The 19,590-nt window shown below is 67.7% G+C and carries 24 protein-coding genes; 16 read left to right on the plus strand and 8 right to left on the minus strand.

Annotated elements, in window-relative coordinates; translation table 11 throughout:
- Positions 1-47: 47 nt before the first annotated feature.
- Positions 48-1,058, plus strand: coding sequence for an AraC family transcriptional regulator (locus AC3ERS_RS25185; RefSeq protein ID WP_431970551.1), 1,011 nt, complete (start codon positions 48-50; stop codon positions 1,056-1,058).
- Positions 1,059-1,270: 212 nt separating this feature from the next.
- On the opposite strand, the gene AC3ERS_RS25190 is transcribed toward AC3ERS_RS25185, so the two are convergent.
- The 3 genes from AC3ERS_RS25190 to AC3ERS_RS25200 all read right to left on the minus strand — a co-directional run bounded on the left by AC3ERS_RS25190 (position 1,271) and on the right by AC3ERS_RS25200 (position 3,380).
- Complete coding sequence (locus tag AC3ERS_RS25190) at positions 1,271-1,522, minus strand: FDXHR family putative zinc-binding protein (protein ID WP_431970552.1); 252 nt, start codon at positions 1,520-1,522, stop codon at positions 1,271-1,273.
- Between the two features lie 548 nt (positions 1,523-2,070).
- Complete coding sequence (locus tag AC3ERS_RS25195; RefSeq protein ID WP_431970553.1) at positions 2,071-2,547, minus strand: nuclear transport factor 2 family protein; 477 nt, start codon at positions 2,545-2,547, stop codon at positions 2,071-2,073.
- Complete coding sequence (locus AC3ERS_RS25200) at positions 2,547-3,380, minus strand: TIGR03619 family F420-dependent LLM class oxidoreductase (RefSeq protein WP_431970554.1); 834 nt, start codon at positions 3,378-3,380, stop codon at positions 2,547-2,549. The genes AC3ERS_RS25195 and AC3ERS_RS25200 overlap by 1 nt, the downstream gene beginning before the upstream one ends.
- Positions 3,381-3,446: 66 nt before the next feature.
- Between AC3ERS_RS25200 and AC3ERS_RS25205 the strand changes: the two genes are divergently transcribed.
- Both AC3ERS_RS25205 and AC3ERS_RS25210 read left to right on the plus strand, forming a co-directional pair.
- Positions 3,447-4,256 carry an SDR family NAD(P)-dependent oxidoreductase gene (locus AC3ERS_RS25205; RefSeq protein WP_431970555.1) on the plus strand — a complete coding sequence of 270 codons (810 nt, stop codon included), beginning with the start codon at positions 3,447-3,449 and terminating at the stop codon, positions 4,254-4,256.
- A 7-nt stretch (positions 4,257-4,263) separates the two neighbouring features.
- Positions 4,264-4,890, plus strand: a complete 627-nt coding sequence (locus AC3ERS_RS25210) for a TetR/AcrR family transcriptional regulator (RefSeq protein WP_431970556.1) — start codon at positions 4,264-4,266, stop codon at positions 4,888-4,890.
- Positions 4,891-4,931: 41 nt separating this feature from the next.
- On the opposite strand, the gene AC3ERS_RS25215 is transcribed toward AC3ERS_RS25210, so the two are convergent.
- From AC3ERS_RS25215 to AC3ERS_RS25225, 3 genes are all read right to left on the minus strand, one after another.
- Positions 4,932-5,513 carry a YdcF family protein gene (locus AC3ERS_RS25215; RefSeq protein WP_431970557.1) on the minus strand — a complete coding sequence of 194 codons (582 nt, stop codon included), beginning with the start codon at positions 5,511-5,513 and terminating at the stop codon, positions 4,932-4,934.
- Between the two features lie 248 nt (positions 5,514-5,761).
- Positions 5,762-6,100, minus strand: coding sequence for a histone-like nucleoid-structuring protein Lsr2 (locus tag AC3ERS_RS25220; protein WP_431970558.1), 339 nt, complete (start codon positions 6,098-6,100; stop codon positions 5,762-5,764).
- 258 nt (positions 6,101-6,358) lie between these two features.
- On the minus strand, positions 6,359-7,162 hold the full coding sequence (locus AC3ERS_RS25225) for an IclR family transcriptional regulator (protein WP_431970559.1): 804 nt from the start codon (positions 7,160-7,162) through the stop codon (positions 6,359-6,361).
- A gap of 207 nt (positions 7,163-7,369) precedes the next feature.
- Here AC3ERS_RS25225 and AC3ERS_RS25230 point away from each other — a divergent pair, with 207 nt between their 5' ends.
- The 9 genes from AC3ERS_RS25230 (at position 7,370) to AC3ERS_RS25270 (ending at position 14,248) form a co-directional block, all read left to right on the plus strand.
- The gene (locus tag AC3ERS_RS25230) at positions 7,370-7,840 is read left to right on the plus strand and encodes a hypothetical protein (RefSeq protein WP_431970560.1); all 471 of its coding nucleotides are present in this window, start codon (positions 7,370-7,372) and stop codon (positions 7,838-7,840) included.
- Positions 7,841-7,847: 7 nt separating this feature from the next.
- The gene (locus tag AC3ERS_RS25235) at positions 7,848-8,351 is read left to right on the plus strand and encodes a hypothetical protein (RefSeq protein ID WP_431970561.1); all 504 of its coding nucleotides are present in this window, start codon (positions 7,848-7,850) and stop codon (positions 8,349-8,351) included.
- 32 nt (positions 8,352-8,383) lie between these two features.
- Entirely contained in the window at positions 8,384-9,265 is an 882-nt protein-coding gene (locus tag AC3ERS_RS25240; RefSeq protein ID WP_431970562.1) for an alpha/beta fold hydrolase, read from the plus strand.
- A complete protein-coding gene (locus AC3ERS_RS25245; protein ID WP_431970563.1) occupies positions 9,252-10,136 on the plus strand; it encodes an acetoacetate decarboxylase in 885 nt (294 codons plus the stop codon). Before AC3ERS_RS25240 ends, AC3ERS_RS25245 begins: the two co-directional genes overlap by 14 nt.
- A 94-nt stretch (positions 10,137-10,230) precedes the next feature.
- Positions 10,231-10,746, plus strand: coding sequence for an SRPBCC family protein (locus AC3ERS_RS25250; protein ID WP_431970564.1), 516 nt, complete (start codon positions 10,231-10,233; stop codon positions 10,744-10,746).
- Entirely contained in the window at positions 10,746-11,780 is a 1,035-nt protein-coding gene (locus tag AC3ERS_RS25255) for an LLM class flavin-dependent oxidoreductase (RefSeq protein ID WP_431970565.1), read from the plus strand. The genes AC3ERS_RS25250 and AC3ERS_RS25255 overlap by 1 nt, the downstream gene beginning before the upstream one ends.
- 118 nt (positions 11,781-11,898) lie before the next feature.
- Complete coding sequence (locus AC3ERS_RS25260) at positions 11,899-12,882, plus strand: GlxA family transcriptional regulator (RefSeq protein WP_431970566.1); 984 nt, start codon at positions 11,899-11,901, stop codon at positions 12,880-12,882.
- Between the two features lie 56 nt (positions 12,883-12,938).
- Positions 12,939-13,550 (plus strand): isochorismatase family protein, encoded by a 612-nt coding sequence (locus tag AC3ERS_RS25265; protein ID WP_431970567.1) that lies wholly within the window; start codon positions 12,939-12,941, stop codon positions 13,548-13,550.
- Between the two features lie 53 nt (positions 13,551-13,603).
- Entirely contained in the window at positions 13,604-14,248 is a 645-nt protein-coding gene (locus tag AC3ERS_RS25270; protein ID WP_431970568.1) for a hypothetical protein, read from the plus strand.
- Positions 14,249-14,356: 108 nt separating this feature from the next.
- On the opposite strand, the gene AC3ERS_RS25275 is transcribed toward AC3ERS_RS25270, so the two are convergent.
- Positions 14,357-14,923: a TetR/AcrR family transcriptional regulator gene (locus AC3ERS_RS25275; RefSeq protein ID WP_431970569.1), complete on the minus strand. Its 567-nt coding sequence runs from the start codon at positions 14,921-14,923 to the stop codon at positions 14,357-14,359.
- An 81-nt stretch (positions 14,924-15,004) separates the two neighbouring features.
- Between AC3ERS_RS25275 and AC3ERS_RS25280 the strand changes: the two genes are divergently transcribed.
- On the plus strand, positions 15,005-15,463 hold the full coding sequence (locus AC3ERS_RS25280; RefSeq protein WP_431970570.1) for a DUF6463 family protein: 459 nt from the start codon (positions 15,005-15,007) through the stop codon (positions 15,461-15,463).
- On the plus strand, positions 15,460-15,867 hold the full coding sequence (locus tag AC3ERS_RS25285; RefSeq protein ID WP_431970571.1) for a hypothetical protein: 408 nt from the start codon (positions 15,460-15,462) through the stop codon (positions 15,865-15,867). Before AC3ERS_RS25280 ends, AC3ERS_RS25285 begins: the two co-directional genes overlap by 4 nt.
- On the opposite strand, the gene AC3ERS_RS25290 is transcribed toward AC3ERS_RS25285, so the two are convergent.
- Positions 15,819-17,195 (minus strand): aminotransferase-like domain-containing protein, encoded by a 1,377-nt coding sequence (locus AC3ERS_RS25290; RefSeq protein ID WP_431970572.1) that lies wholly within the window; start codon positions 17,193-17,195, stop codon positions 15,819-15,821. The two genes, AC3ERS_RS25285 and AC3ERS_RS25290, sit on opposite strands and share 49 nt — an antisense overlap.
- Positions 17,196-17,300: 105 nt before the next feature.
- Between AC3ERS_RS25290 and AC3ERS_RS25295 the strand changes: the two genes are divergently transcribed.
- The gene (locus tag AC3ERS_RS25295; RefSeq protein WP_431970573.1) at positions 17,301-18,149 is read left to right on the plus strand and encodes a nitrilase-related carbon-nitrogen hydrolase; all 849 of its coding nucleotides are present in this window, start codon (positions 17,301-17,303) and stop codon (positions 18,147-18,149) included.
- A 13-nt stretch (positions 18,150-18,162) separates the two neighbouring features.
- On the plus strand, positions 18,163-19,584 hold the full coding sequence (hydA, locus tag AC3ERS_RS25300) for a dihydropyrimidinase (RefSeq protein ID WP_431970574.1): 1,422 nt from the start codon (positions 18,163-18,165) through the stop codon (positions 19,582-19,584).
- The last annotated feature ends 6 nt before the right edge of the window (positions 19,585-19,590 follow it).

Raw genomic sequence — 19,590 nt, forward strand, 5'->3', positions numbered from 1 at the left:
GACGGCCAGAACTTGACTTTTCCGGCCACGCTCTCGACAGTTGGCAGATGACCACCCGGCTCAACATGCCGCGCTCGATCGCCAGCGCGGCGATTCTGGTCGAACTCGCCATGGAGCACGGCATGCCCGTCGAGCAGTGCCTGGACGGCACGGGCATCGCCCCGGCCGCGCTGCCCGATCCGGAATCGGAAATCCTTGCGCGCCAAGAGCTTCGACTGGTTCACAACCTGGTCACCGCGATCGGGCACGTTCCCGCGCTCGGTTTGGAGGCGGGCCGCCGCTACCCCCTGTTCGTCCACGGCATCTGGGCCTTCGCGGTGATCAGCAGCCCCACGGTGCGGCATGCCTGGCGGATCGGCGTCGACCACATCGATATCGGCTATTCCTTCGCCCGCTGGCGCTTCGAGGTGCACGCTGGCGACGGGGTCGCCACCATCGACGACTCCGCCGTCCCCGCCGGGGTGCGCACATTCCTGCTCGAACGCGACATCGCCGAGATGGCCGCGATCGCCAAGGAGGTGTTCGGCGGTACCGTGACGCCCACCCGCGTCGAGCTGGCCTGTCCCCCACCGCCGTACGCCGACCAGTTCGGCGCACTGCTCGGCATGGAGCCGGAATTCGACGCTCCGGTGACGAAGGTCGTCATGGCCCAGGATCTACTCGATCTGCCCCTCCCTCAGGCGAACCCGTACACCGCCGCCTTCGCCGAGCGGCAAGCCGCCGAGATCATGCAGCAGCGCCGCAAGCGGCAGGGACTCGCGGCCCAGGTCCGGGAGGCCTTGCTCACCCTCGGTGTCGCCTCGGGCCTGGACGAGGTCGCCGCCGAACTGCGCATGAGCACCCGCACGCTGCGGCGCCGACTCACCGACGAAGGCACCTCCTACCGTGAACTCGTCGCCGAGACCCGCCAGATGCTGGCCGAGGAGCTGTTGTCCATCGGCGCCACCGTCGAAGACGTCGCCGGCCGCCTCGGCTACTCCGACGCCTCCAGCTTCACCCACGCCTTCACCCGTTGGACGGGCGTCACACCCGGTCGCTTCGCCCGCGCAGCCCGCTGACGCCCTGACGATTACGCTGCGTCCCGTGGTGTTGCCCGCCGCCCATACGTCAGCGGCCCAATTGATTCTCGATGACGGGGGTTCGGGCGGTAGCTCCCGCCGCGATCATCACGGCGGGAGCGTAACGGCTGACCACGCAGGTCAACGCGCTCAACGGGCGCGGCTGTTTTCGATGATCATGGACAGCAACCAGCGTCCGGGCCGGAGAACGCTCACGCGAGGGCCTTCTCCGGCAAGCCCCAGCAGGGGTAGTCGCGGGCGGCGTCGACGAGGCCGACGCTTTGCGGTGTGCGGCAGACGACGTGTGGTTTGTGTCGGTAGTCCACGACCAGATGTAGATTCGCCGCTTTTTCGCCCGTGAATGTCTGATGGCATTGGGAGCAGTGGCACACGTTGTGCGCGCTCAAGGGCCACCAGCACTCGCACCCTCGGCATTTCACCGTCTCCGCCGATTTCGTCTTCATGATCACTCACCCACTCGCGCTGCCGCGCCGCGGTCCGCCATCACCTTGGCCGTACCCGCGTCGTGCTGCGTCACACCCTTCGTCTTCGATCGCCGAGCGGGGTCTCCGGCAGCGCTGTCGACCACGGGAGTCGATCCTGTCCTGACGTCGTCATTCCATGCCCGGCTCGGCGACCCCGACGGTAGCGTACGCGTCGAACTCGGTGTTCGCCGGATTGTGTTGCCCGGTCCCCGATCTGATGGGCCGACCTGCGAACCGATGCGTCCGACAGCGATTCGCCGCGTCAGCGAATATCGGACGGATGCTCGCACGTGACAGAACTGCGCCCATCGGCGCCGGGGAGTTGTGCAGATTCCGTTGTGCGCGGCCTTCGCCACGTTCGTGCTCTACGCGCAGGTTCGCCTTGGATTGGGAGACACCGGATTCGGGACCGTCCTCTCCGCCCACGCCGGGTCCATGGTCAGCGCGACGTCGGCGGCTCCTTGTCGCCCGCTACGGGTTCGGCGGTGCGAGTGGAACTGCCGCATCGCCGAATCGACCTGGGCCGCTCATCGGTTCAACGCGAGCAGCTCACGGCTCTCGGGAGTGCCGTCGAGGGCACGCGTGACGCGACGCAGGATCTTCCATCCGTCGGCGGTGCGGGTCAGCTCGAATCGGTTGGCTCCGGCGCGGGCGACGACGAAGCGGCCGTCGCGGTGCACGACCAGTAGCGACTCGCACACCGCCGTGGCGCGGTCGCCCTCGATGACGGTCGCCACCGGGCCGAGGAAATGGGTGCAGCCCCGCTCGACGAGTCCGCGGTGTTCGGCGGAGCAGACCATCGCGTGCACCTCGTCGCGGCCGTTCATGGACCAGCTTTCGACGTCGTAGGTTCCGTCTTCGGTCCACAACTCCGCCGCCGCGTCGGCGTCGGCGGCGTCGACCGCGGGACCGTAGCGGGCGACGAGTTTGCCGATCGCCAGTTCGTCTTCGACTCGTCGGAGGCGTCGCTCCCATTCCGCCGGGACAGTGGGCACGGGTGTCATCAGTGGTCGATCCTTTCGGTGAGGGCGCGCAACGCTTCCAGTTGCTCGCAGTAGTTCGCGGCGGACGTCGCCTGGACGGTGCAGGTCACGGCGGTCGCTCCGGCGTCGCGAAGGCGCTGGAGCGTCCGCCCGGCAGCGCGGGGATCGCTCAGCGGGTCGAGCGGGCGGCCGGTGCCGAGCACGACGTCGAATCCCGCGGGTAACTCGACGCGACCGAGCATGGTCTCGATGCGCTCGGAGCTCAGGCCGAACGGCATCCAGCCGTCGCCCAGTTCGACCGCGCGGCGCAACGACCGCGGCGTCCGGCCGCCGACCCAGAGCGGTACGTGATCCCTTGTCGCCGACGGCGACACGACCATGCCCGACACCTCGGGACGGCCCCAGACCGAACGCAATTCGCGCATCCGCGCGTCGGTGACCGCGCCTCGGTCCTCCCACGGCGCTCCCAGGAGTTCGAACTCTTCACGCAACGAACCGACACCCACGCCGAGCACGACGCGCCCGCCGCTGAGCCGGTCGAGGGTGCCGTACCGCTTCGCGATCTCCAGCGGGCGGTGATACGGCAGGACGAGGACCGAGGTGACCAGGCGGATCCTGCGTGAGCGTGCGGCCAGAAACGACAACGTGGCCAACGGATCCCAGTAGGTGCCGCCGCGCGTCGCCGCGGCGTCGATCGGCACGGCCACGTGCTCGGAGCAGGTGATGTAGTCGAAACCGAGCTCGTCCGCGCAGGACGCCACCCGACCGAGTTCGTCCGGACCCGCCACGGCCTCCCAGGCCGCGGCCGTTCCCGGGACCGCGGTGACCACTGGAGCCGACAAGCCGATGCGCATGGCAGCAGTTATACGCTACAGTCCACTCCGATTACTAGAATGAATTCTAATTGTGGAGGTCATTCCGTGGACGACTCGCTCGCTCGATACGGGCCGTGGGCCCTGATCGCCGGGGGTTCCGAGGGTGTCGGCGCCTCGTTCGCGCACCACCTCGCCGCCGCGGGCATCAACCTCGTTCTCGTCGCCCGGCGCGCCGATCCGCTGCGCGAGACGGCCGAGGCCTGCCGGGCTTCGGGTGTCGAAGTTCGGACACTCGCCGTCGACCTCGCGGACCGTGGTGCGGCCGCACTCGTCGCGGGCGCGGTCGACGACCTCGACATCGGCTTGCTCGTGTACAACGCGGGCGCCAACACCCACAGCGCGCGGTTCCTCGACGGCGACCTGGCCGCATTCGACCGGGTCATCGACCTGAACGTGACCACCCCGCTCGGGCTGGTGCACCGCTTGACGCCCGGCATGGTGGCGCGGGGGCGTGGCGGAGTGATCCTGGTCGGCTCGATGGCAGGCTATCTCGGCTCGAGTCAGCACACCGTGTACGGCGGCGTCAAAGCATTCGGCCGCATCTTCGCCGAGGGCTTGTGGCTGGAACTTCGCGAGCACGGCGTCGACGTCCTCGAGCTCGTCCTCGGCGTCACCCGCACACCGGCGATGCGGCGAGCCGGGCTGAATTTCGACGTGCCCGGACTGCCGGTCGCCGAGCCCGATCAGGTCGCCGTCGAGGGCTTGCGGGCGCTGCCGCACGGACCGGTGCACATCGTCAGCGGCAACGAGCGCCTGGTCACCGCGCGCAACGACGCCGACCGCGCGCGGGCCGTGCTCGGCGCTCACCGGGCCATGCAACGGCTCATCGGCGCCACGGCCGACGATGGATCATGATCGTCCGGTGCCCCGTACCCACGACATGCGCAAGCTCGCCGAGCCACGCACCCCGAGCCAGCGTGAGCGGTGCCACCGAATGCTGCGCGCCGCAGCCGAACTCGGCGCCCGCCACGGGCTGGAGCAGGTCCAGATCAGCGATATCGCCGCCCGCGCAGGCGTCGCCGTAGGGACGCTGTACCGCTACTTCCCCTCCAAGCACCACCTCTACGCCGCGCTACTCGCCGACCGAGTCGAGCGAATGCCGATCCCCGGGAGCTCGGCCACCACCGCGACCACCGCCGTGGCCGAGGCCATGGGAACCGCCGTGCGGCGCATGCTCACCAGCGTCCCGCTGGCCCGCGCCATGATCGTCTCGATCAACGTGGTGCGCAACGAATACGGGCTCAACCCGCCGTTCGCGATCGACCAGCGCATCCTCGACATCGCCGCCCTGCAACGCGCCACGGCCGAGGACCGGCGGCTGGCCCGACTCGTCGAACAGGCCGTCTACGGAGTTCTCACCTGGGCCACCGCCGGGGAGATCACCCCGGAGCAGGCCGTCGACGACGTCCAACGCGCCTGCGAACTCCTGCTCGCGCCGTGGCAACGGCGGGCCCGCACAATCGACGGCGTCGGAGGCGGTGACCAGTAGCTCAGCGTGACAGTCGGCGGCGGGCCGGACGACGCCGCGCGTCACGGACGGTCGCGAACGGCTTTCAGCAGACCGTAGAGGGCGAAGAGAGGTTTCAGCGGCATCCAGTCGCCGAACCGGTACTCCGCTCCCCTGACCAGGCGGGACGCCAGGTGGGGCGACTGCTGCGCGAGATAGTGCCGAGCCTTCGCGGCATGGGACGGCAACGAGACGATCTTGATCCGATCGACGTCGTTCAGGTACGGAATCGCGAAAGCGACATTCTCCCAAGTGGTCCGGCTCAGATCCTCCAGGACGAGCTCACCGCGGTACCCACGGGTCCGCGTGGCGTACTCGGCCATCAGCGACGCCTCGGTGCGTGGCCCCGCGCACGCGCCCCCGCACAGCACGAGCCGACTCTCGACCGCCGCCGGGTCGATGGATCGCAGGCCCGCACGAACGCGCCACCGGTTCATGGCGTTGGCGCGCGCGCCCGGGTTGCGATACCCGAGGACCACGACGGCTTCGGAGGTGCCGGGCACGGACCCGACGAGCCTGCGGGAAGCACGCCAGTTCGCCCACTCGCCCCACAGCATCAGCAGCGCGAGACCGGCGGTGGTCGTCAGCCAGGTCCGTTTCCCCACGACTTCCAGCCAAGCACACGCGTCAAGAGAGATCAGCGCTCTCGCTCAGGATGCGCCAACCAGCGCCATCCGCGCCCGCGTGGTTCAGGTTGCGAATTCCCAGTTCAGAGCCTTGTGCGTCCGGAATGACGCGCTGACCGCGTCTCGGAAGGCCACCGAGGTGGCTGGAGCACCGTGCTGGAACCTGAGCCAAGGGCCGACCGGACCGCCGGCCCCCGCCCGACCGCACACCCTTCGGGACTCGCCGGTTACGAAGCGGCCTTCTCGTACGCCGCAACGAGATCGGACGGCACCCGTCCGCGACTGGGCACCGCGAGACCGTTCGCCCGCGCCCACTGACGAACCACGCCCGCCTCGGGTCCGCGCGTATTCGTCGGCACGATGGTGGCGCTGCGCCGACGTCCCACTTTGCCGACTTGACGACCGAACGGAATCCACTCGCCGAACACTTCCCGCAAGCGAGCCGCGTTCTCCTCGGACAAGTCGATCTCGTAGCCGACTCCATCGACAGCGAACGTCACCGTTTCCACCGCGGGTGAACGTCCGTCGAAATCATCGATCACTGTGACAACCACTCTGCGTGCCATCGACATCCACTCCCAACTCATCGAATCGACCGACCGACCCCTGCAGAACCGGAGAGCGACGCGATCCAGACAGCTCGAAACCATCTCTGTTCTGGGACTCTCCGTCCAGACGCAGGATGGTACGCGCGTTCGGTCCGAACGCGGAATCGATGTCCGCTCCGGAACTTCCGAGGTCCTCTGCCGGACACAGCAGTCGGCACACTCCGTTCGACGCGGGGGCGAGCGACGTTCCCGGAAACAGGCGGCGCCGCAGGCGATCTACGCGATGAAGCCGGTCATCTCCCGCGCCGCGGCGAGCAACGGTCCTCGTAGTGCGCGGACTCGGTCGGGAGGGAGCCGGTCGTTCACGGCGGAGATGGTGACCGCCATGTAGGGCTGGCGCGTCCGGGACGGTACCGGCGCCGCCATCCCCGTCACTCCGGGTAGCACGGTGTCGGTGTCGAAGCACCACCCGTGTTCCCGGACGCCGGCGATCTGCCTCCGCACCGAGGAGAGGCGCGCGGAGAAGTTCGACACGTCGAATCCCAGTCTCTCGCGGCGGGGTTCGTTGGCGCGCAACTGCGCTTCGACCTCGTCGGGGGCGTGCCAGGCCAGCAGCGCGATCCCGGCATAGGTGACGCCGAGCGGCACCGTCTCGCCCACTTCGACGACTCGGGCGCGAATCGGGTACGAACCTTCGGCGCGAATCAGGTAGTGCAGTCCACCCAGCTGGCGAATGGCGATGTAGACCGTGTCGCCGGTGCTGTCGGCTAGTCGCTGCGCGCATCGTTCGATGCCGCCGTAGTCGCCGATGGGCGACGGGGCGCTCAGCCCGAGCGCGTAGAGGGCGGGGCCCAGGCTGTATTTCTTCGCACGCTGCTCGACGTATCCGATCTCGATCAGTTCCTGCAGAAGCCTGTGCACGGTGGGTCGCGACAGGCCGGTCGCCTGGGTCACGTCGATCAAACGGGCTCCCCACGATCCGTGGAGTGCGACCGCCTCCAGGATCGTCGCGACCCGGTTCAGCACGCTCGTCCGCGACGTGTCGCCGCCGGACTCCTCCGATTCCTCGCTCTGCACCACGCTATGACCTTAGCAAAAGTCCATTCAACGGACTATTTTCACAAATATGCCCTATGCCATAAACCAGTGGTTGACAGATTGGTCAATTCCGTTTGATGATGTCTTCGGCGCGAATACGGGCCGCCGTCACCGGTCTGACCGCGCACAAACTGGACTTCAGAAAGTCCATTCAATGAACTTTTCGCCCAATACCGAGGAGGAACGCCGGTGGGCACACCCGTATCCGACGGCTCGTACGACGACCGCGCCACCCGCACGATCAAGGTGTTCATCGCGCTGAGCTTCTTCGGAGAATTCAACTTCCTCCTCCTCGGCCTGATCCTGTTTCCCGATCACGGCACGCTGGTGTGGCGGGTGGTCTGGACGCTCGGCCTGTGCGGCATCGGCATGGGGGCGGCGGTCGGCGGACTCACCTACCTCGTCACCGCCGGGCGACGCCCCGGCAGTCCCGCGGGGTTCGCGCTCACCGCGGCATGCGGCGCGCTGGCATTGAGCGTGTGTCAGACCCTGTGCTGGTCGCTGGATCACAATGTCGGACTGAACTATTGGGGATCGATCGACATGCCCGAACTGTTCCTGGTGAAGGGCTACGCCTCGGCGCTGGCGGGTGGATTGCTCGGCGGCTACCTGCTCAATTCCCGGCGCGGCGCGCGGCTGCTCGACTTCGCGAGAGTCTGAGTCCGCGATGACGGGCGCCGCCACCGGCGATTTCCGAATCACGGTCTCCGCGGCCGTCATTGCCGCCGCACTGACGCTGATCGCTTGGCACGGTGCGCTTCTGGGAATGGCCCAGGGCGCCGCGGTGAAAGCGTTGGCGGCGGTGTGGTTCATGCTCGGGTGGGGTTTCGCACCCGGAGCGCTCACCGCGGTGATCGCGAGATCGGCGCTCGGACGCCTCCCCCGGGTGTGGGCCATTTCGGCGATCACCGCCGTGAGCCTGCTGCTCACGACCGGCGTGTGCTACGTCGTCTACGCCTACCTCACCGATCCCGCGTTCATGGACGCCGCCATGGGCGCACCGGCGAACAACGGGTCGGGCGCGGACCACGCGGCTCACCACTCGGGTCCCGTGGCCACGTCCTATCCCCCTCCTCGGTTCGAGGTCGTGTCGACCCCGACCTTGTGCGCCGTCGCTCTGTCTCTCGCGGGGCTCTTCACCTCGGGGCAACGTCAGACCCCGGTCCCCTAGACCGAAATCTCCAGTTCGAAAGGAAGCTGTCCATGCCGCTGCTGCACGCCAATGGCGTATCGCTGGCCTATATCGATACCGGAACTCCACCGGGCCTGCCCGATGCCCCGACGATCCTGTTCGGTCACGGATTGTTGTTCGGGGGCTGGATGTTTCGGCCGCAGATCGATGTCCTGCGGCACCGATACCGGTGCGTCACCGTGGATTGGCGCGGCCAAGGCGAAACCCCCGCCACGGCGGGCGGGTACGACATGGACACGCTCTGCGACGATGTCGAAGCGTTGATTCGGGAACTGGATCTCGCGCCGGTGCACTTCGTCGGTCTGTCGATGGGCGGGTTCGTCGGTCTGCGGCTCGCCGCACGCCGGGGTGAGCTCTTGCGATCGCTGACGGTTCTGGACACCACCGCGGACGGTGAGCCGCGTGATGTCGCACGGAAGTACACGCTGTTCGCGTGGATCTACCAGCTCCTCGGCGCCGCACCGTTGAAGCAGCAGGTGCTGCCGACCTTGTTCGGTCCGGATTTCCTCAACTCCCGGCGCAGCGAACCCGTTGTCTACGAATGGAATGCCCGCCTGTCCTGTTCCGGCAGAACCGGAATAAGGAAAGCCATTCTGGCGGTCGCCGACCACGCCCCGATGGGGGACGAACTCGCCGAGATCGTGGCGCCGACCCTGGTGATCGTCGGCGCCGACGACACCGCCACCCCCCGCCTCGACGCCGAGCGCCTCGTCGCTCGGATCGATGGATCCGCTTTGCAGGTCGTTCCCGCCGCCGGGCACACCAGCAACCTCGAGCAACCGCACATCGTCACCGCGTGCTTGGCGTCGTTCCTCCACTCGGTCGACAACGCACCCGGCGACAGCCCGGAAGCCACCAGCTCACTCGACGGAATCGGTCATGGAATTCACTGAGATCACGATCGGGGACCGCAAGGTTCCCGTCGTCAAGAACGGCTATTACGACCGCTACCGGATGAATCCGGATCTCGACGAGATCCAGCGAGATCCGGCCGTCGGAGACATCACCTTCTTCCGTCGGATACCGAAGCGAATCGCGGATTCGGCGCTGGGTCCGATGTGGACGCCGAATTTCTACTACCGCACGAGTTCGGCGCAATTGCTTTTCACGGCGCCGCTGTCGCGGCTGCGAGCTCACCTTCCGGCACCGCTCGAACCCGTCCGCATCCTGCCGGGCGTCGGACTGATCGCGCTGGCGCTCTATCGCTACGAAGTCTGTGACAACGACCCGTACAACGAAGTGGGAGTCGCCGCGGTCGTGCACGATCCGCGCCGCCGGGCCGGGGCCCTCGGCGTGATCGGCGATGCCCGGCGCCGGGTCAACCATGCCCACGTGCTCGCGCTGCCCGTGAACACCGAGATCGCGCGCCTGCGCGGGGTCGACGGCTACAACCTGCCCAAGTGGCGAACCGACATCGACGTGAACGTCGCCGGCGAGGTGTACGCGCGAGTCGCCGGGCCCGGGGGCCGGACCGATATCGAGGTCCGCGCGAAGCTCCCCGCCATCCGAGATCTTCGTCCGGAATCCCGTGTCTCGACCACGAAACTCGTCCACACCCTGAACGGAACGTGGTACGAGACGACCACCCAGGCCAACCCTCTCACGATCGGCACGCGGATCCTTCCCTCGAACGTTCGGCTCCACCGCGGCACAGGACCGCTCAGCGACCTGCTCACCGGGCTCGGCCTCAGCAGACCGCTGCGATTGGAAGTCACCACCGAAGCGCAACTCGTGCTGCATCTTCCGCGTCCGCTCGCACTGTGACACACACCGCCGCACCCGCACCGCGACCCGGTACTGCCACGCGACGGCACCGGGTGCGGACCTCGTACCACCGAACCGAAGGAGTACCGACACGATGGAGTGGACCGGCGCGATCTATGCCGACACCCCGACCGCCGAGAGCGTCATCCACATCGATGCGCCCCTCGCGAAGGTCTGGAGCGTTGTCACCGATATCGAACTGATGCCGCTGTTCAGCGACGAACTGAAGTCCGCCGAATGGGTCGATCCCATTCACGGCGCGCGGCTGGGCGGCGCCTTCGTCGGTACGAGCCGGCATCCGAAACTCGGCGAGTGGTCGACCACGTCCTACATCGTCGAATTCGACGCGTCCCGGACCTTCTCCTGGGTCGTCGGAAGCGTCGAAAATCCCGGTGCGACTTGGCGGTTCACCCTCGAGGCGGACAACGACGGCACCCGCTTGCGTCAATGGGTTCGGATGGGGCCGGGGCCGTCCGGCCTGAGCTTCGCCATCGCCGCCATGCCGGAGAAGGAACAGAAGATCGTCTTCGTCCGGATGCGCGAGCTCGAACGAGCCATCGAGCACACCCTCGCGGCGATCAAGACATTCCTCGAGGGTGAGGAGCACTGATGCGCACCGCCACCACCATCGAAGCCTCCTACCCGGGAGCACTCGAATTCGCCCTGGAGGCAGAGAAACTCGGTCTCGATATCTGCTGGGTCGCCGAGGCGTGGGGCTCGGACGCCCCGACCGCCTTGGGCTACCTCGCCGCCCGAACCGACCGAATGTTGCTGGGCTCCGGCGTCATCCAGATCGGGACCCGCACACCCGTGGCGATCGCCCAATCGGCATTGACCTTGGCGGACTTGTCGCAGGGACGGTTCCTGCTCGGCCTCGGCGCCTCGGGACCGCAGGTCATCGAAGGGCTGCACGGCGTTTCGTTCGCCGAGCCGCTCGTCCGTATGCGCGAGACCGTGGAGATCATCCGCCAGGCATTCGCCGGAGAAAAGATCAGCTACTCCGGTCACAGGCATGGGATCCCGATGGCAGGCGGCGAAGGCAGGCCGATGCGATTGTCGCTGCCTGCGAACACCGACATCCCGATCTACCTCGCGACCCTGTCGCCCCGCATGCTCGAACTGACCGGACGGATGGCCGACGGCTGGCTCGGCACGAGTTTCATTCCCGAACGCGCCGCCGCGTATCTCGATCGCCTCGACACCGGGCTGGCCGCCGCGGGCCGGTCACGCGACGAGCTCGACATCTGCCAAGGCGCGGAGGTGGCCTTCGCCGACGACGAGGACACCCTGCGGACGATGCTCGCGGCCCGCAAGAAGGAACTGGCCTTCAGCCTCGGCGGAATGGGATCGGGCGCCACCAACTTCTACAACAACGCCTACAGCCGTCAAGGGTGGGCCGACGTCGCCGAAGCGGTACGTCAGCGCTGGCAGGCAGGAGACCGGCAAGCAGCCGCGGCGCTCGTCACCGACGAGATGGTTCTGGCGACCACGTTGATCGGCACCGAGGCGATGGTCCGCGCCCGGCTGCGCGTCTGGCGCGACGCGGGTGTCGACACGATTCGCCTCTATCCGGCGGGTGACACCATCGATGCCCGGGTGACAACCCTGGGCCGTGCACTCGACATCATCCGCGACCTGAACTGAGTCCGCGCGTGGAGCGGGAGACGACGGTGCGCCGCTGAGCTCGGGCGTGGGATCCGGTGGCCGGATCTGACAGAGATCCGTCGTTGCGGCCATCGGCGCGCGCCTCGACGATGGACTCATGATTTCGAGCCACCGCGTGGTCATCGCGACCTTCCCCGATGTCGACCTGCTCGATGTCACCGGGCCCGCCGAAGTGTTCGCGCTGGCCAACCGCGAGGGTGGCGGGCGAGTGCGCTACGACGTGCGGCTGGCGAGCCCGGTCCGCGGTGAAGTGCGCACCTCCGCCGGGGTGCGCGTCGTCACCGACCTCGGCTTCGACGAGGTGGAGCCGACGATCGACACGTTGATCGTCCCCGGCGCGGTCGACACTCCGCCCAGCGGGCCGGTCGCGCGGATCGATCGCGAGGTCGTGGCGTGGATCGAGTCCGTTGCGCCACATGCGAGGCGAATAGCCTCGGTGTGCGTGGGCGCGCATCTGCTCGCCGCCGCGGGTCTGCTGGACGGGAGAACGGCCACCACACACTGGTCGACGGCCGACCAGCTCGCGGCCGAACACCCCCACATCGTCGTGGACCCCGACCCGATCTTCATCCGCTCGGGCCGGATCTGGACCGGCGCGGGGATCAGCGCCTGCCTGGACCTCTCCCTGGCTCTGGTGGCCGAGGATCACGGCGAGGACTTGGCGTTGCAGGTGGCACGGCAGTTGGTGGTGTATCTCAAACGGCAAGGCGGGCAGAGCCAATTCAGCGTGCCGCTGAGCCGTCCCGCGACCGCCCGCCGCGACATCGATGACCTGCGGCTCTTCATCACCGAGAATCTGGACGGCGATCTGTCCGCCGCAGCGCTCGCGGCCAGGATGTGCCTGAGCGAACGCCATTTCACGCGGGTCTTCCAGCAGGAGACCGGCGCCAGCGCCGCGGTCTATGTCGAGGCGTGCCGGGTCGAGGCGGCGCGCCGCCTGCTCGAAACCACCGACCAGCCCGTCGAACGGATCGCCGCGACGGTCGGGCTCGGATCGGTCGAGACCTTGCACCGCGCCTTCCGCAGGCAACTCTCCGCCACACCCGGCGACTACCGGAAGCGATTCCGCATCACTACCTGAATGTCGAGCGGTGATCCCGCACGTATTTCCCTCTCCCACACAGAAAGTAGCGACACATGTCGATGAATGCCGTCTCCAGCACCCTGCGCGACGTGATCGGTCTCGATGATCGGCTACCGCGATTGGCAGATGCCACGGTGATCATGATCGATTTCCAGAACACGTACCTCCGCGGTGTCATGGCGGTGGACGGGCCCGAGGAGGCGCTGGCCGCCGGTGCCCGATTGCTCACGGCCGCAAGAGAATTGCGGCGACCGGTGGTGCACATCGTCAACGACGGCGGGCCGGACACCCCCTACGATATTCGCGCCGATATCGGTGCGATCAGCGATCCCGTCGCCCCGCGGACGGGAGAACCGGTGGTGGTCAAGCAATTCCCGAATGCGTTCCACGCCACCGATCTCGAGCAGACCCTGAAGGAGCTGGGTGCGGGGCAGGAATTGGTGCTCGCCGGATTCATGACCCACATGTGCGTGAGCTACACCGCCCAGGGCGCGTTCAATCTCGGCTACCGCCCCACCGTCGTCGCCGAAGCCACCGCCACCCGACCACTGCCCAGCCCCTTGGGAGACACCGTGCCCTCCGCCGCACTGCAGAGCGCCGCCCTCACCACCATCGCCGACCTGTTCGGCGTCGTCGCCCCGACCGTGGACGACATCCTGCACTAGCCCGGGGCCATACACACGCGTCGGTGTCGGTCGGGGCTGTTACTTTGCGCGGCATGGTGATCGACCGGGGCGCGAGCTCCGCACACGGAGTGGCCTTGACGGAGCGCGTGATCGAGGCGGTGCGGCGGGCGCCCGAAGCGTCCGCACTGGAATACCAGCACGTCCCATGGGTGGAGGGCAGCCCGCGGCCGATGGCGGCGGATGTACTGGCGGACATGGTTTTTCCGTCGGGACGACCGCTGCCGCCCAGCCTGCGGGCGTGGTTGGCGTTCGATGTGAGCCTGCTGGAGCGCTACGGTTGGTTCGGCCAGGACGGTGCGTTCGCGCCCCGACCGCTCGACCAGCTCGTGGACGACGAACTGGGCGGGCCGTGGGCGGAGTTCTTCACCCCGCTGGCCGAGCGTTTCGGCGAATGCTTCCTGCTCCCCGGCGGTTCGGACTCGCGGCGGGTGCTCGCCGTCGGCGAGCCGGACGCCGAGGGCGAATACCCGGTGATCGCCCTCGATGTGGACGACCTGCCGTTCGCCGGTCTGATGTACCCCGGCTTCGATGTGTACCTGGCGCACACCGCGGGTCTGGTCCGTATGGAATTCCCCACCTACACGGCGCTTTTCGAGCACGCGATCTATGGTTCGCGGATGCGCACGCACGCCGTCCACCGGTTCGCGGGAGAGGCTTACGCCGAGTTTCCGTTCTGAATCCACATCCTTGGAGGCCGTCGGCTCGGACATGCTCGAGCGAGGGCTGGGCTCGACGCAGCGCAAGCCCAGCCCTCGTCGCAACGGATACGCAAGTCGGCTACGCCGTCACGGGCGCAAGAGATGTTCTCCGGCGAGCTGGATGGCTTCGAGTTTGGTGTAGCCGGGGTGGTCGGCGACGATGAAGTGGCGGCCGATGGCGAGCGCGAACGTCAGCATGCAGCGCGCCTCGATCTCGTCGGGATCCGTGAGGAAGGCGCCGAACATCTTGCGCAGGAACGCCATTCGCTCGTTGTCGATGCGCCGCAGGCGCGCCGCGACGGCCTCGTCGTGGTTGGCCCACGCACGAATCGCCAGATCGATACGATGCAGGTCCTCCGAGAACGTCATCCGGCCGACGCGCCGGATCCGGTCAGCGGCCTCGCCGCCTTCGGCGTTCGCCTGGGCGATGACCTCCGTGGTGCAGCGACTTTCCCACTCGTCGAGCATCTCGGCGAGGAACGCGGCACGCCCGTCGAAGTGCCCGTAGAACCCGCCCTTCGTCACGCCGAGTGCGGCGGCGAGCGTCTCGACCCGGACCGCGTCGGGCCCTCCTTCGGCGAGGGCGTCGAGACCCGCCGCTATCCAGCGGGCTCGTGTCGTTCGGGCCACTGCGGGAATTCCGGTCACCTCCATTGTTCGCCTCTCGTTTATACGGTACCGTACAAACGATCTGTACGGTACCGTATAAACGAGAGGCGAACCGTGCCACAACTCATGAACTCCCCCAAGCGATTGCTGCGCTGGGCCGCCGGAATCATGGTCGTCCTCGGAACAGGGCACCTCGCCTTGCTCGCGCTGTTCGCTGGGGACGACATCGCAGGCTGGGTGGATCGCGGGATATGGGGAGCGGTCCCCCTCGCCGTCACGAGCGACGGCCCGACGGTGGAGTCGCTGCAGAACGAGGTCACCTTCTGGGCCGGTCCGGGCAGTTTCGCCGTACCGTTCATCCTTTTGGGTTGCCTGACATGGCATCTCGCCGAGCGCGGGATCGCCGTGCCCGCCGGAATCGGCTGGGGCCTCGCGGCCTATTGCGTGTTCAGCGGCGTCCTGCTCGTACCGTCCCCGTACTTCGCCGGGGCCGTCGCAGGCGTACTTGTCGTCTTAGCCGCGCGGAAAGGCGTTCGGGCCCAAGCAGACCGAGATGCGGCCGGTAGCGTCGTCGCCGGAGGATGAGAGGCGGGCCTGACGCCGAACCGCTGCGCGGCACACCCCTGGCCGAGGTCGTCCATGAAGTGGCCCTCGCCGCGGAGGACGCGGGTGACATCGAGCTGATCGCGCTGTGGCACGCACCGGGAGTCGACGTTCTGCTCGGCGTCGCGGGCACCGAGGATCCGCGGCGGATGCGCGCCACCCGCGCCGTCCGCGCCATCGCACTGCGCACCGACGCGATCGCCTTCGATCTCCCCGACGGCTATCGGCCGCCGCCGGAATTTACGAAGACGACCCACTCGAATCCTGGTGGGCGGGAGCCGATTCGGCGGGATTCGACGACGATTTCGGGTAGTGATCGGAGACGGGCCGCTCCCCTTCACCGACCATCCCACGATTCCTGGTCCAGGGAGAAGTATTCCGATTGACGGGGCCGCGCGGCCAAGGCGAGGACGGCGGCGACCTCATCGATGCCGTCCGCGAGGGGGGCGACGGTCACGCGCACCGCTTCGGGATGACCGCGGTCGGCCACGAAGAACGGGCCGCCGGGGGCGACCCGGATTCCATTGGCGGCCAAGTGGATCAGCGCGGTGCGCTCGTCGGCGACGGGCAGCCAGGCGTTGAGGCCCTGGCCCTCGGCGAGGTGCAGACCGTGGCGGCGCAGCGCGTCGGCGAGGGCGCGGCGGCGGATCTGGTACTGCGCACGGGCGTGTTCGACGGTGCGGGTGACGGTTTCGTCGCGCAGCATCTCGTGCAGCAGGCGCTGCAGGATGCGCGGCGTCCAGCCGGGACCGAGGACGCGGGTGGCCACGATGCGGTCGATGATCTCCTCCGGGCCGGACAGTGCCGCGATCCGCAGGTCGGGGCCGTGCGATTTGGAGTAGCTGCGCACGTGCAGCACCCGGTCGGGCAGCCATCGGCCGAGGCTGATGTCCTCGACGGGGACGACCGCGCCGGAGTGATCGTCCTCGATGACCATGCACCGGCGCTCGCTGTGCCGCAGGATCGCGACCAACTCCTCGGCGCGCTCGACACTCATCGACGCCCCGGTGGGGTTCTGCGCGCGCGGTTGCAGGACCGCCGCGCTCGCCCCGGTGGCGATCGCACGCGCGAAATCGTCCGGCAGCACGCCCTCTTCGTCCATGCGCACCGGAATTATCTGCGCGCCAATGGATTCCAGGTAGTCGAGGATGTACGGGAAGGTGGGGTCCTCGACGATCACCCGGTCGCCGAAGCGGACGACGGCCTGCAGGCTGCGGACGATGGCGTCCATCGCGCCGTCGACGACGGTCAGTGCGCCCGACCGGGTCGGCCAGTCCGCTTGCAGCAGCCGCCCGAGTTCGGGCACCACCGGCGCCTGGTGGTAATCGGTGGTCTCGGCATCGAGGGCGAGCCGGGACAGGATCGACCCGATCTCGGGCAGCAGCGCCGGGTCGGGGGTGCCGAGCGAGAGGTCGAGCCGGGCATCGGTCGCACCGCGGGTCATGCTGTCGGTCCGCGACGACGCGGGCCTGGCTCCGCTCTCGGCGACGAAGGTCCCGCTGCGCCCGCGTGACACCACCAGCCCGGCCTGCGCCAACGCCCGCCAGCCGTGGCTCACGGTCGCGGGGCTGACCCCGAGGCGGCGCGAGAGCTCCCGCACCGTGGGCAGCCGGTCCCCGGCGCGCAGCTCGCCGCTGGTGATGAGGCGGGCGATGGCGCCCGCGATGCCCGCGGGAGTCGGGTCATCGATCTGGATCCGGTCGTTCATTTCCATGCCTCGAACACCTCGCGAGATTTACACTTTCGGCACCGACTGAAATATTCAGGAAATGTTTACCTTCGAAGATAACATAACCAACTTCGGTAGGGAGATCGACAGGTGACGACAATCAGGGCCGCCATCACCCAGGCGACGTGGACCGGTGACAAGAAGTCGATGCTGGCCAAGCACGAGGGATTCGTCGAGCAGGCCGCCGCCGCGGGCGTGCAGGTCATCTGCTTCCAGGAACTGTTCTACGGACCGTATTTCGGCAACGTGCAGGACAGGAAGTATTACGAGTACGCCGAATCCGTCCCGGGGCCGACGACCGAACGGTTCGCCGAGCTGGCCAAGGAGCACCGGATGGTGATCGTGCTCCCGGTGTACGAGGAAGACCAGCCCGGCGTGCTCTACAACACCGCGGCGGTGATCGACGCCGACGGCAGCTATCTCGGTAAATACCGCAAGCACCACATTCCACAGCTGTCCGGCTTCTGGGAGAAGTTCTATTTCCGGCCGGGCAACCTGGGCTATCCCGTGTTCGACACCGCCGTGGGCAAGGTCGGTGTCTACATCTGCTACGACCGCCACTTCCCGGAGGGCTGGCGCGCCTACGGATTGGCAGGGGCCGAGCTCATCTTCAACCCGTCGGCGACCAAACCCGGCTTGTCCGAGCGGCTTTGGGAGCTGGAGCAGCCCGCCGCAGCGGCCGCCAACCAGTACTTCATCGGCGCGAACAACCGCATCGGTACGGAGACGGAGGAGTTCGGCGACGATGCCGTGACCTTCTACGGCAGTTCGTATTTCGTCGATCCGCGCGGCTGCTACGTCGGCGAGCGCGCTTCCGCCGACACCGACGAACTGCTGATCCGTGACCTCGATCTGGATCTGGTGCGCGAGGTCCGCAGCGATTGGCAGTTCTATCGCGACCGCAGGCCGGATTCCTACGACGCCATCGTGGCGCCCTGAACCGGGAGGAAACGTGGCCACCACACTGATCACCGGAGGAACGGTCGTCTCGGCGACCGGCCGCGGCCCCGCCGACATCCTCGTCGACGGTGAACGCATTGTCGCACTGCTGCATCCGGGCACGACCGCGCTGGGCGCGAATCTGGCCGAGACCGTGGACACCGTCATCGACGCGTCCGGCAAGTACGTCATCCCCGGCGGCATCGACGCGCACACGCACATGTCGATGCCGTTCGGCGGAACGACGGCGTCCGACGATTTCGAGACCGGGACGAGGGCCGCCGCATGGGGCGGCACCACCATGATCATCGACTTCGCGGTGCAGAAGTTCGGTGAGCGCGTGCAGGATTCCCTGCAAACCTGGCACAAGATGGCGTCGGGCCAGTGCGCCATCGACTACTCGTTCCACCAGATCGTCGGCGACGTGAACGACGCGTCGCTGGCCGCGCTGCGCGGACTGCCGGACGAGGGCATCACCAGTTACAAGCTCTTCATGGCCTATCCCGGCGTCTTCTACAGCGACGACGCGCAGATCCTGCGCGCCATGCAGATCGGCGCGAACACCGGGCTGCTCACCATGATGCACGCCGAGAACGGCCCCGCCATCGACGTTCTCGTCGCGCAGCTGCTGGCCGAGGGCAAGACCGATCCGTACTACCACGGCATCGCACGCGCCTGGCAGCTCGAGGAGGAGGCGACCCATCGGGCGATCATGCTGGCCGATCTGACCGGTGCGCCGCTGTACGTGGTGCACGTGTCGGCGAAGCAGGCCGTCGCCCAGCTGGCCGCGGCGCGGGACCGGGGCCGCAACGTCTTCGGCGAGACCTGCCCGCAGTACCTGTATCTCTCCCTGGAGGACAACCTCGGCGCAGCGGGTTTCGAGGGCGCGAAGTGGGTGTGCTCCACACCGCTGCGCTCCCGGCAGGAAGAACATCAGGACCAGGTGTGGCAGGCGTTGCGCACCAACGACCTCCAGATGGTGTCCACCGACCACTGTCCCTTCTGCATGAAGGGACAGAAGGACATGGGGATCGGCGATTTCTCCAAGATCCCCAATGGAATCGGCACCATCGAGCACCGGATGGACCTCATGTACCAGGGCGTCGTGGACGGCCGGATCACCCTGGAGCGCTGGGTGGAGATCACCTCGACCACCCCGGCCCGCATGTTCGGCCTCTACGGACGCAAGGGCGTGCTCGCTCCCGGCGCGGACGCCGACATCGTGGTGTACGACCCCAACGGCCACACCTCCATCGGTCTCGGCAAGACCCATCACATGAACATGGACCACTCGGCCTGGGAGGGCTACGAGATCGACGGCCACGTCGACACCGTGCTCTCCCGCGGCAAGGTCGTGGTCGCGGACGGTGAGTACCGCGGCCGCAAAGGCGACGGGCAGTTCGTGCGCCGCGACCCGTGTCAGTACTTGATCTGAGGAGAC

Source organism: Nocardia sp. bgisy134 (genome assembly GCF_057708325.1).

What these genes read in the sequence shown, in the direction of transcription:
- AC3ERS_RS25185 (WP_431970551.1), top strand. Translation starts at nt 48, where the DNA reads ATGACCACCCGGCTCAACATGCCGCGCTCGATCGCCAGCGCGGCGATT.
- AC3ERS_RS25190 (WP_431970552.1), bottom strand. Translation starts at nt 1,522, where the DNA reads ATGAAGACGAAATCGGCGGAGACGGTGAAATGCCGAGGGTGCGAGTGC.
- AC3ERS_RS25195 (WP_431970553.1), bottom strand. Translation starts at nt 2,547, where the DNA reads ATGACACCCGTGCCCACTGTCCCGGCGGAATGGGAGCGACGCCTCCGA.
- AC3ERS_RS25200 (WP_431970554.1), bottom strand. Translation starts at nt 3,380, where the DNA reads ATGCGCATCGGCTTGTCGGCTCCAGTGGTCACCGCGGTCCCGGGAACG.
- AC3ERS_RS25220 (WP_431970558.1), bottom strand. Translation starts at nt 6,100, where the DNA reads ATGGCACGCAGAGTGGTTGTCACAGTGATCGATGATTTCGACGGACGT.
- AC3ERS_RS25235 (WP_431970561.1), top strand. Translation starts at nt 7,848, where the DNA reads ATGACGGGCGCCGCCACCGGCGATTTCCGAATCACGGTCTCCGCGGCC.
- AC3ERS_RS25240 (WP_431970562.1), top strand. Translation starts at nt 8,384, where the DNA reads ATGCCGCTGCTGCACGCCAATGGCGTATCGCTGGCCTATATCGATACC.
- AC3ERS_RS25245 (WP_431970563.1), top strand. Translation starts at nt 9,252, where the DNA reads ATGGAATTCACTGAGATCACGATCGGGGACCGCAAGGTTCCCGTCGTC.
- AC3ERS_RS25250 (WP_431970564.1), top strand. Translation starts at nt 10,231, where the DNA reads ATGGAGTGGACCGGCGCGATCTATGCCGACACCCCGACCGCCGAGAGC.
- AC3ERS_RS25255 (WP_431970565.1), top strand. Translation starts at nt 10,746, where the DNA reads ATGCGCACCGCCACCACCATCGAAGCCTCCTACCCGGGAGCACTCGAA.
- AC3ERS_RS25260 (WP_431970566.1), top strand. Translation starts at nt 11,899, where the DNA reads ATGATTTCGAGCCACCGCGTGGTCATCGCGACCTTCCCCGATGTCGAC.
- AC3ERS_RS25265 (WP_431970567.1), top strand. Translation starts at nt 12,939, where the DNA reads ATGTCGATGAATGCCGTCTCCAGCACCCTGCGCGACGTGATCGGTCTC.
- AC3ERS_RS25270 (WP_431970568.1), top strand. Translation starts at nt 13,604, where the DNA reads ATGGTGATCGACCGGGGCGCGAGCTCCGCACACGGAGTGGCCTTGACG.
- AC3ERS_RS25275 (WP_431970569.1), bottom strand. Translation starts at nt 14,923, where the DNA reads ATGGAGGTGACCGGAATTCCCGCAGTGGCCCGAACGACACGAGCCCGC.
- AC3ERS_RS25280 (WP_431970570.1), top strand. Translation starts at nt 15,005, where the DNA reads ATGAACTCCCCCAAGCGATTGCTGCGCTGGGCCGCCGGAATCATGGTC.
- AC3ERS_RS25285 (WP_431970571.1), top strand. Translation starts at nt 15,460, where the DNA reads ATGAGAGGCGGGCCTGACGCCGAACCGCTGCGCGGCACACCCCTGGCC.
- AC3ERS_RS25290 (WP_431970572.1), bottom strand. Translation starts at nt 17,195, where the DNA reads ATGGAAATGAACGACCGGATCCAGATCGATGACCCGACTCCCGCGGGC.